At 38.4% G+C, this 10,702-nt stretch carries 10 protein-coding genes and 2 pseudogenes; 7 read left to right on the plus strand and 5 right to left on the minus strand.

All coding sequences use genetic code 11. The annotated features are described in order from the left end of the window. Positions 1 to 265 precede the first annotated feature (265 nt). Complete coding sequence (locus H5187_RS24775) at positions 266 to 436, plus strand: hypothetical protein (protein WP_259398565.1); 171 nt, start codon at positions 266 to 268, stop codon at positions 434 to 436. A gap of 28 nt (positions 437 to 464) precedes the next feature. On the opposite strand, the pseudogene H5187_RS21875 reads toward H5187_RS24775, so the two are convergent. Then, positions 465 to 926 (minus strand): annotated as a pseudogene (locus H5187_RS21875) (ISAs1 family transposase); the annotation flags it as partial. Between the two features lie 253 nt (positions 927 to 1,179). Between H5187_RS21875 and H5187_RS21880 the strand changes: the two are divergent. Both H5187_RS21880 and H5187_RS21885 read left to right on the plus strand, forming a co-directional pair. After that, positions 1,180 to 1,827, plus strand: a complete 648-nt coding sequence (locus tag H5187_RS21880; RefSeq protein WP_182719384.1) for a hypothetical protein — start codon at positions 1,180 to 1,182, stop codon at positions 1,825 to 1,827. Between the two features lie 49 nt (positions 1,828 to 1,876). After that, complete coding sequence (locus H5187_RS21885) at positions 1,877 to 2,290, plus strand: hypothetical protein (RefSeq protein ID WP_182719383.1); 414 nt, start codon at positions 1,877 to 1,879, stop codon at positions 2,288 to 2,290. A 110-nt stretch (positions 2,291 to 2,400) separates the two neighbouring features. On the opposite strand, the gene H5187_RS21890 is transcribed toward H5187_RS21885, so the two are convergent. Further along, positions 2,401 to 2,688, minus strand: coding sequence for a hypothetical protein (locus tag H5187_RS21890; protein WP_182762046.1), 288 nt, complete (start codon positions 2,686 to 2,688; stop codon positions 2,401 to 2,403). Between the two features lie 226 nt (positions 2,689 to 2,914). Continuing rightward, positions 2,915 to 4,096, minus strand: coding sequence for a PQQ-dependent sugar dehydrogenase (locus H5187_RS21895; RefSeq protein WP_182798362.1), 1,182 nt, complete (start codon positions 4,094 to 4,096; stop codon positions 2,915 to 2,917). On the opposite strand from H5187_RS21895, the gene H5187_RS21900 reads away from it, so the two are divergent. Further along, positions 4,081 to 4,536 (plus strand): hypothetical protein, encoded by a 456-nt coding sequence (locus tag H5187_RS21900; RefSeq protein ID WP_182719381.1) that lies wholly within the window; start codon positions 4,081 to 4,083, stop codon positions 4,534 to 4,536. The two genes, H5187_RS21895 and H5187_RS21900, sit on opposite strands and share 16 nt — an antisense overlap. Before the next feature lie 109 nt (positions 4,537 to 4,645). Here H5187_RS21900 and H5187_RS21905 read toward each other — a convergent pair. Next, a pseudogene (locus H5187_RS21905) lies at positions 4,646 to 5,173 on the minus strand (helix-turn-helix transcriptional regulator). Between the two features lie 183 nt (positions 5,174 to 5,356). Between H5187_RS21905 and H5187_RS21910 the strand changes: the two are divergent. The 3 genes from H5187_RS21910 to H5187_RS21920 are packed head-to-tail and all read left to right on the plus strand — an operon-like array spanning position 5,357 to position 9,782. Continuing rightward, positions 5,357 to 6,409 (plus strand): hypothetical protein, encoded by a 1,053-nt coding sequence (locus H5187_RS21910; RefSeq protein WP_259401758.1) that lies wholly within the window; start codon positions 5,357 to 5,359, stop codon positions 6,407 to 6,409. Further along, entirely contained in the window at positions 6,410 to 9,484 is a 3,075-nt protein-coding gene (locus H5187_RS21915) for an efflux RND transporter permease subunit (RefSeq protein ID WP_182798364.1), read from the plus strand. Continuing rightward, complete coding sequence (locus H5187_RS21920) at positions 9,477 to 9,782, plus strand: DUF3240 family protein (RefSeq protein ID WP_182798365.1); 306 nt, start codon at positions 9,477 to 9,479, stop codon at positions 9,780 to 9,782. Before H5187_RS21915 ends, H5187_RS21920 begins: the two co-directional genes overlap by 8 nt. 155 nt (positions 9,783 to 9,937) lie before the next feature. On the opposite strand, the gene H5187_RS21925 is transcribed toward H5187_RS21920, so the two are convergent. Next, complete coding sequence (locus H5187_RS21925; RefSeq protein WP_182719378.1) at positions 9,938 to 10,402, minus strand: hypothetical protein; 465 nt, start codon at positions 10,400 to 10,402, stop codon at positions 9,938 to 9,940. Positions 10,403 to 10,702 lie beyond the last annotated feature (300 nt).

Genomic DNA, 10,702 nt, shown 5'->3' on the forward strand with positions numbered 1-10,702 from the left:
GATAATACTGCGCCACTGTTCAAGGCTACGTGTTTTTCTCATGGCTATCTCCTCATTGAAATTCGGAAATAGCTTAATCATTTTGACGAGTTACTGGCAGGTGCATTTTGCTAGACGCTTACGAAGAAGAAGCAAAAAATGCATTTGCTCTTTTATCTGAATACAGAGATGGTGGAGTATACATAGCAAATTATTCTGGGTCGAGTGAGTGGGAAAGGCACCCAATAGGTGACGAGTTCGTTCAGGTTCTCGGTGTGAAACGACCTTGATTCTTTTAGACGGGGAAATCGAGCAGCGCAATACATTATTTTCAGGTCAAATGTTGGTAATTCCAAAGGGGGTTTGGCATCGTTTTGAATCACCTAATGGCGTTAAAGTAATGACTATAACACCACAACCTACCGAACACAGTTTAGAGTTGCCAATTGGTATGTAATGACGGTGTTATTGATGTCGAGTATTTACAATAAATCCCGAACTGTCGGTATTTCATTTGTCTTACTGCCAACTGTTTGGTGGAATAACGTGAGACCTGCCTCACAATTAACTGCTGAGACAAGGTGTGATTTATCAGCAATGTGTTTACTTGCTCCGTGAATAGTTTTGCCATCGAAGGCAATGATAGGATGGGCTGATTTAACGCGGTTTTGATTGACCCAGCTGTACATCGGCAGTAGTAATAAGTCAGTATCAACAGCTCTAAAAATCCGAGCAATACTATGTCGAGTGGGTATATCATTTTCGAAAGAGCGAAATCCCCTTAACTGATCAAGCTTACTATCACCATATACATCAATGTTTTACCAGTTTCCCCCCCCCGATTTGACGGCAGTAATAATCAGAAAAAGCACATCAAATAAATTATTATGCTGATTTATATGTGAACGATTGTCTTTGACGAGCTCTAAATGTGAGAAGAGTGACATAGTAAGTTTAAGATAATGAAATTTATGTATTAGGTCATAAATAGTGTTTATTTACAAAGTGTGATCCCCGCATGACTCAATAGGTGAGTTATGCGTTAGCAGAAGGACTTGCCTCGTGAATATTTATTCATGTTTTATTAATCATATAAATGTATAATCCAATTAAGAAATTTCAAATTATATTTTGACTTTTCTTAACCGCTCACTGCATTATTGAAATAATGATTACATTTAAGAAGGAATATGAGTAGTCATGGATAACTATATCAACAATATCGTTTTAGCATCTCCTAAGCAGTTATTAGAACGCTTTCAACAAAGTAAAACTGACTATGACACAGAATTTCACATTATAGTCGCTGACAGGTACAATAATCGCTATTCTGGTTTCTTTATAAAATATGACCCTGAAATTAAAATGGTATTGCTAACTGATAAAGAGCGTGAAATTTCTTTTATTGATACAGATAGTATTGTAAATATTTCTATTTATGATTTCGCAAAGCATGAGCGCTTTTTATTAGGCCAAGAACCGATTAAACTAGTATCTCCATTTAAAGCAGATGATATTGAAACGTCTGTAACTTTAATTAAGTCTGCGCTTAATAACACTCATGGGCTTGACTTTAATTTCACTATTGATGAAGTGTCAGCTGAAAACACTGACAAAATTAAAGCTATTCTAGAAGTGCTTGGTGATACTCTTATGGCTGTTGCTAATGATGACTTCAGTAAAGAATATATTAGTCAAATAACCGATTTTTATATTAAAAATGAGCCAAGAGATGGCGTTCGCTTTAAAAAAACGAATTCTACAATTTTGGTGAGATTCAATTTTGAAGGTGAGCTTCCGGCTGAACTTCAAACAAAAATTGAAAACGGAATAAACAACGTATTCTGATTTATTCAAATTTTTATATGTACTTTTCAACTCAAAATAAGGAATGATAATGGGACTTAAAGAGAAAAAAGCAGCAAGAGATTTCCAAGAAAACAACCTTGAAGATCTAAAGAAAAAAGTTTTTGATGCTGCAAAATTTGAATTTGAAATAGAAATTGATTGGGATAGTTTGTCAGTTGATAATTATGCTCATCTTTATAGTCAGACTTGGACTCAAATTTACTTCGAGCCAATGATTATTGCGTTCAGCAAAATGTGTGCTGATAGCTTTTCTCAAGAAGCAATTCAAGACGATTTGAAAAAAGTTGTTATTCAAAATATTGGTGATATCAGCAATGCCAATAAATACTCTTCATACAGCAATGGCGTGTTGACATTAAACCATTCATCAATTGCCAATGCAGAAAACCAAATTGAAGATCGCGCAAAAGCTCTACAAGATACTGTAGAAAATGCTCTTTAATTAAAATTAAGCCATGTGCATAATGATTTATTAGTTTATGTGCATGGTTTTTTTAGCTAAAACACCTCAGTAAATATATTCCCATCAAATTACCCGTGCATTTTATGATGCTATAGTCTGTTCTTAGAACACAAAGGTTGTTTAACTATTTGCATAGGAAACGGCGATAAAATATGGCGATATTTTAAATCTATTAATCTTGTAATGGTCAAAATATTAGAAGCTTTGAAAGCTGAAAATACTAATTGATATGGTTTTCTGTAATTTTCGATCCAAAGCTGAATAGGCGAATAATTTTTGATGATTATAATGAAGTATTTTATATGTTGTGGTTCATTAGAAATACCTTTAATTAGTGCAGATTTAATGGCCTCTGCAGAGCTTTCAAGTACTGACATTATGTTCCTGCTATGGGATAGATAACGATCGGAATATACAAAAACAAGAGAACAGAACAGGTATTTCTTTTTCCTTCACCTGCATATTCACCCCAGTAAAATATAATAATCCTCATTTCCAATGCGGTGACAACTAAAATGATATGGAAAAATATATTTTTTCCCGCATTAAATCAGTTAAAGAAAAACCTTGTCATCTCAACAGCACACTGATTGAATAATCTGCTTACTTTGGCGTTATCAGCAGCAATTTTGCATCTTTTCCATCGGTTAACACCGCGATATTACCCTCGGTTGTAACAAATACATCCCGCAAACGCCCAGTTACCTCTGGTAAAACATGAGTCTGGGTAAGTTCACCATTCGCTAAATTAACGCTGTAGAGCTTTTTATCGACCAGCGTAGTGATTAGCACATGCTGTTGTAGTGAGGGAAAAGCTAAATGCTTTGAGCCATAATAAGCCATGCCAGAAGGGGCGATTGAGGGCGTCCAATCAACCGTTGGTTTAGCCATTCCAGGGTATTCTCTAAACGGTGAAATACGTGCTTGTGAGTAATCATCTCCGTTGGTGATCACCGGCCAGCCGTAATTGGTGCTTGGGGTTAAATAGTTTAGTTCGTCGCCGCCTGCGGGGCCGTGTTCGTGGCTAACAATTTGCTGTGTATCGTAATCATAAACCAAGCCTTGCAAGTTACGGTGCCCGAGTGAGTACACAGCATGAGCAGCAGGATTTTTGTGATTAATAAATGGGTTATCGTTTGGTATCGTGCCGTTTAAGTTTATGCGTAATGTTTTGCCAAGTTGACTGGTCATAACCTGTGCTTGCTCACGGTAGTCAAAGCCATCGCCACTTGAAAATAATAAGGTATTATCGGGTAGTACAAGAGCGCGGCCAGAGTAATGCTGCGGTGTGTCTTTATCTGTGGCAACTTTATAAATAATTTTTGGCGTTGAAAATTGCGCACCATCAAACGTAGCTTTGGCAATAACGAGCCTGTTTGCATCAAGCTCACCTTGAGCGTAAGTGAATATAATTTCTTTTGATTCACTGTAATTTGGCGAAAGCACTATATCGAGTAGGCCGCCTTGGCCTGCAACGTATAAGCCCTCGAAATCTAGTTTAACTTGGGTTTGTTGGTTGTTTTTAATGATAACAATATGACCATCACGTTCTGTGACTAACCAGGTATTGTTTGGGAGTTTAACCATGCTCCACGGTGAATTGAGTCCCGTTGCTAAGGTATCAGCAGTGTATTGCTGTTTTGGTAACTCGGCACTGGCGTTACAAGAAAACGCTAAAAGCGAGAGTAGAGTAATACAACGTAGAGATTGTTTACCCTGCAAGCCTTTGCTACTGTAAGAAAAAAGTTTCATTTTAAGTTGAGATAACCATGTCGTTTTTAACACGTATACTCCCTTCATTTTTAGTTTCTTGGTTACTTACATTTACACTCGCTAGCTTGTTTCATAGTCAATACGTTGTCAATCAATTAGTTAATGTGGGTGTTGTGGTGGGCTTTAATGACCGTGTTAACTTAACCCTTGAAGATTGGCTCGGCTTGCTACCGACCTATGGCGCTATTATTGCTATTGCACTTGCCATCGCGTTTTTGGTTACCTGGCTTATTGCTAAAAAAGTTAAAAAACAAGGTGCGCAATTATTTGTAATTGCGGGTATTGTGGCGTTTGCTACGGCTTTAATTGCTATTGAGTCAATTATGAATATCACTATTATAGCGGGCGCAAGAGGCTGGGGTTTTTATATGCAGCTGCTTGCAGGGGCTGTAGGGGGTTATGTTTTTGCTAAGTTGAGCAATGGTTGTCATAGTAAAAATGAACTCATCTAGTTTTACACAGAGATAATCATTAAGGTTTTTAATTATTCCTTAAGATTTGATGCACAGCGGATGCAAAGCTATAGAAATAACCTGAGGCCTCACCTTTGTAGCTTTTCAATTAATTGAGGCTTGAACTTGTTGGTTGGTATTGTCCTTGTTGCATAAAGTCTTCTAAAAACCATGCAGCAAACTCATGTCGGCCTTCTACATCGGCTTTGCTGTAAATATCGGACGCTTGTTGACGAACGGTTTTTTCTTTTGTGCTTCTTAGTGCGCTTATTTCTTTAAAGCTTAAGCCTTTAAGTAACAATATCGCGACTTCTTACTTACTGCGGGTCAATGTCCATTGTGAAAATTGGGTTTGAATAACGCCGCTGTATTCATGACGCGCATCCATCATTGCCTGTGATATGTTTTTAAGTTCTTTTTTTGAATGTACTAATTCTTGTTTCAGCGCATTAATATTGGCAGTACGCGCACGAATATCGCTAATTAAGTAAATAGCACAGGCTGCAGAAATGACGACGATTAAGCCCTCAGAAAAAATATGCCACTGCGGCACGCCTAAATGTATATCCGTTAGTACATCAAAAAAGTTTAGCACCATTATTATTAACAAGGTGGCTGCTATTAACTTGTCTCTCATTAAAGCCTCTATTATCAATGCTTTATAAATACAATGGACAAATGTACCATAGCGTAATTTTCGCTTTTTTTGGGTACGTTAAGGCGTTTGCCTGATGATTTAACCGTCTAAAAAAGTCATGGTTGATTCTATAAAATTAATCAAATGTGAACAAACGAAATGCTGTTAAATTTTACAAAAAAAATGCGTCATTTTTTGCGTATTCAATATACGTTATTTTTCTTCTTTACGGTGACTTTATTAACATTTAATCCTGTGTTTGCTTCGCAAAATTTAGCACCTGTAGGGCTTTCGTCACTCAGTGGTTTTGATGTTGAATTTGCGCCGATTCAAAAAACAGAGTTTATTAACGGGCAAAGTTTAATTGGTGAAGTTAATTTCAAACCTGGGGTCAATTATACGGTGCTGTTTGCGTTTGATGTACAGCAGGTTCGTTACTTATACCCTAACGGCAGCATGGTTGAAAAGGGCGCCACTATTGCAAGCGTTGAGGGCAGTGATGTACACCATTTTTTAGATGCCTATCAATCAGCAAAAGACATGCTCGCTATTGCTAAAAGCCATTACGACATAAACCAACAACACTTAAAAAACAAAATAATAAGAAGTTCTGAATGGGTTGAAATCACAAAAAGCTATTTTGAAGCCAAGATAAATTTTGAACATATGCAACATCAAATGGCATTTTTAAACATTGATGATAATGAAAACGTGACCTTAGTGAGTCCAAAAACGGGCATTTTAAAACTCACTAATGAGTCGGGAAACCGTGTGATGGGTGACACCGCGTTTGATATTATCGATGCAAGTAGTATTCGCGTTAAGATTAAAGTCCCTCTTAGTTTTACCAACACGTTAGCGCATTTCAAGCTGTCACAAAGTTGCAGCTTAAATATTGAGAGCTATGACAGTATTGCAGATAAATACCATCAAATTGTGTGGGCGTCGCCAAGCTCAAATGAGTGCCAGCTTACACTGGGGCAAACTATCAAAGTCACACCGGTAAATAAATTAACGGGCTTTAAAATAGCAAAGTCAGCGGTGTTTGAATTTGAAGATGTTAATTACATTGCTTTAAAGTCTGGCGATAAGCTTGAGTTACTGCCGATTGAGCTCAAGGGTACACAAGGAAAAGACTATGTATTTACTGCCAATAAAAACCTAGATGATCAGCAGGTACTAATTAGCTCGGTAAGTGCGCTCCAAGGTATGTTGCTTCACTTAGGGAGAGAGTAAATGTTAAACCAGCTTATTAAGTTTTCACTTACTCAGCGTTTGTTTGTTAGTATTTTTGTTATTGTTGCTATGGCCATTGGTGCTAAATCTTGGTTAAGTATTCCGGTGGATGCTTTTCCAGAAATATCACCCACCCAAGTTAAAATAGTTTACAAATTACCCGGCATGAACGCCCTTGAAATAGAATCGCAAGTAACACGGGTGATTGAAACCGAATTACTGGGTATTCCTTCACAGCAAATGCTGCGCTCTACCACTAAGTATTCTATTACCGATATTACCATTGACTTTGAAGAGGGCACCGATATTTATTGGGCGCGTCAGCAAGTTAATGAGCGTTTATTAAATATTTTGCCCACCTTGCCCAGTAATATTAGTGGCGGCATGGCGCCAATGAGCACGCCTTTGAGCGAAGTGTTCATGTTTACCATAGAAAGCACTCACTTATCGTTGATTGAAAAAAGAGAGCTTTTAGATTGGCAAATTCGTCCATTACTGCGCACTGTAACCGGCGTTGCTGATGTAAATAGCCTTGGCGGCTTTTCAAAAACCTATGAAATACTTCCCAATACTTTATTGATGCAACAGCATCAAGTCAGCTTTGATGAAATGAAATTGGCAATCACGCAAACGAATCAAAACGGTGGCATAGGGCGCTTAGAAAAAGGCAACGACACCTTAATTTTGCGCACTGAGGGCAAATACACCGATATAACCGCCATTGAAAATACCGTGATTAAGTCGACTCAAAATAAGGTTATTCGGTTAAGTGATATTGCCACGGTACATGTTGGCAGTTTAACCCGTTATGGCGCAGTTACTAAAAACAGTGAAGAGGCGGTACAAGGGCTTATAATTGCGCTTAAAAATAGTAATACAGCGCAAGTTGTTGAAGATGTAAAAGATAAACTTCGCACCATTGAAGCGTCATTACCGCAAGGCACAAAAATTAATGTGTTTTACGACCGTTCTAACTTAATAAATACCGCAATTAGCACCATTACCAGCGCACTAGGCCAAGCGATTATTTTAGTGATAGTGCTACTTGCCTTGTTTTTAGGTGATATTCGCTCTTCATTGGTGGTGTCTTTGTCTTTACCTATGTCGGCATTGCTGACATTTATAATGATGAAGCAGTTTGATTTATCGGCTAATTTAATGAGTTTAGGTGGCTTAGTGATTGCCATTGGTATGCTGGTGGACTCATCGGTAGTTATTGTTGAAAACATAGTGAATCGGTTGGCTAATAATCAGCACCTCCCTCGGCTGCATGTTATTTATCGCGCCTGTAAAGAAGTCGCGGCGCCAGTGTTCTCAGGCACAATCATTATAATTATCGTGTTTTCACCGCTATTAATGCTAACAGGGTTAGAAGGCAAGTTATTTACCCCAGTGGCGCTCACTATCGTGTTTGCCATGCTTAGTGCGCTGTTGTTGTCGTTAACGGTTATTCCAATTTTAGCCTCATTGTTATTAAAAAATGAACCCGTAACCCAGCCTAAAATGGTCACATTATTACAAGGTTTTTATACTAAAACACTTGCCCGTGCAATTAAAAAGCCGGTGGCAATAAGTGTTATATCAGTTGCTGTTTTAGTGCTCAGTGGGGTGTTATTTCAGGGGCTTGGTAAAAGCTTTATGCCCGTTTTAGATGAAGGCGACATTATTGTGCAACTGGAAAAATCGCCGAGTATTTCCTTGCAAGCCTCGCTGGATATCGATAAACAAATTGAAGCCACACTGTTAAAAAACACCCCAGAAATCGTACAAATTGTTGCCCGTACCGGCTCCGATGAACTCGGGCTTGATCCTATGGGGTTAAACGAAACCGATGTATTTATGGAATTAGCGCCAAAAGATACGTGGCGTTTTGACTCCAAAGTGCTGCTAATCGAGGATATTCGACAAACACTTGCGCAATTTCCAGGAGTAAATATTGGCTTTACTCAGCCAATACAAATGCGGGTATCAGAAATGCTCACCGGTGGCACCGGTGATATTTCGATTAAAGTATTCGGTAATGACATTGCGACACTTGCCTCATTAGCTGAAAAAGTCACTGCACTTGCCACTAATATTGACGGCGCAAGTGATGTGCAAATGGCGCTTATTGAAGGGGGTAAATACGTAAATATTAAACTTATTCCTGAGGTTGCCAGTCAGTTTGGTTTAACCACCGAAGGATTAAGCGATTATTTAAAGTCGCAATTAGAAGGCCTACAGGTATCGGCACTGCAAGAAGGAAACCGCGTGATCCCAATTGTGTTTAATGCACAAAAAGGCGAAAGCGCAGCACACTTTGAGTTATCGTCAATGAGCGCATTAAAGCAAAAGCTAATTTTAATGCCCGACAACAGCCTACTACCACTTGAAGAGGTGGCTAATATTAGCTTTAAAACGGGGCCATTGTTAATAGAGCGAGAAAAAGCAAAGCGCTTTGCTTCTGTAAGCGTTAATGTGGATAACCGCGATGTGGTTAGTTATGTAAATGAACTGGAAGCTAAAATTAATAGCAGCATAAAGTTACCCAGTGGTTTTACCTTGTCGTTTGGTGGCGAATTTGAAAGCCAGCAACGTGCAACACAAAACTTGCTGGTGCTTATTCCTGTGGCATTAATACTGATTTTCATTATTTTATTTACCACGTTTAAATCCTTATCTAAATCAACGCTGATAATTGCTAATATTCCGTTTGCATTAATGGGAGGAGTGATTGCCCTATTTATTAGTAATGAATACCTCTCGGTGCCTGCATCGGTTGGTTTTGTTGCTTTACTTGGCGTAGCGGTACTCAATGGTATTGTGATGATCAGCTACTTTGAGCAAATGAAAATGTTTTCTGCCAATGTAACGCAGCGCATTTTAGATGGCGCAAGCAGACGCCTTCGCCCAGTGTTAATGACAGCCACAACCGCAATGTTTGGTTTACTGCCACTGGTATTTGCCAACGGCCCCGGCGCTGAGATTCAAAAGCCATTGGCGATTGTGGTTATTGGCGGGTTAATTACCTCTACAATTACAACACTTTATTTATTACCTATCTTTTATGGTTGGTTGGAGAAAAAACATGGCTGAACAGTTACTTTTTACCCTAAATGTACCCACAAACATAAAAGATGAAGTGGTTGATATATTAATTAGCATAGAGTGCATTACCGGCTTTAAATTAAAAAACATTGAAGGCTACAGTAAAGAGCACAGTGAATTTGATATTGCCGAGCAAGTAGAAGGGCATCGCAGTTTTTATCAGTTTGAGGTGCATATATTATTAGCGCAGCTGCAAACAATTAAAACGGCATTAAGCCCTGTGTGCCAATACACCCCATTAAAATATTGGGTTACGCCTATTGTTGAAAGCGGGCACCTTAGATAGTGTAGTTAGAATTATAGGCTGTTGCTTCGAGCAGCCTCTTTTTATAACTAAATACAAAATAGCTAAAAAGAGGTCACAATATTGCTATAAGTTAATATTGTTCGAAAAAGTTATTAGTGTAGATCTAGCAACTTTACTATGCCATTGCTAAAGCGCTATTTAGCAATGCTGGCTTTTTCATTCGTGCTTAGGCTTGGTTCGCAATATGCGTTATCTACAGGCTCTAGAGTTACTTTACCTCCAGCATTTACTACTACACATTGCGTATTTTTATCTAGTTTGTGCTTTTGAATAACAGTAAAGTCACCTTCGTTAGCTGCGTATAAGTTGTACTGGTATGCGGTATTTCCGCCTTCAAACAGGGCAGTAAATAAGCCCCCGACGAGGCCGCCAATAATTGCGCCGCCTACCATTTCTTCAGTATTACCATCTAGGTTGTCAACGAAGCCGAAGCCTGCGCCTGCTGCGATGCCTGTACCTACCTCAGATGATAGCGTTACTTGCTGCATTGACCCTACAGTAGCGTAATAGCGTTTAACCATTTGATTTTGATCATTACGGTCAATGCCTTGTGATGCACAGCCGGAAAGTAATAAAAAGATGAGTAAGCTTTTTTTCATGAGATGATTCCATTTATGTTCATGTCGATAAGTTATTATCATAGCGGTCAAAATTGAAAAAATATGTGTGGGCTTTGTGTGTTGTTGTTTTAAGTTGTAAGAAAGTGTGGGTAACCTTGTTTGCGACATAGATAAGTTAATGCGTTGTTTAGGTGAGAATTCAATAATACTTTTGCTGGTATGGTTTTATTTTTATTTATGAAGAGCGGGATAGTTTTAGCAAATTAATTGAGTAGGTATGTACTTTATTACGACACACAATAGCAAACTCATGCTTGCTATTGTGTGTTGTAATTAAAT

It is taken from the genome of Pseudoalteromonas sp. SG44-1 (genome assembly GCF_014164315.1).
GTDB lineage: Bacteria > Pseudomonadota > Gammaproteobacteria > Enterobacterales > Alteromonadaceae > Pseudoalteromonas > Pseudoalteromonas rhizosphaerae.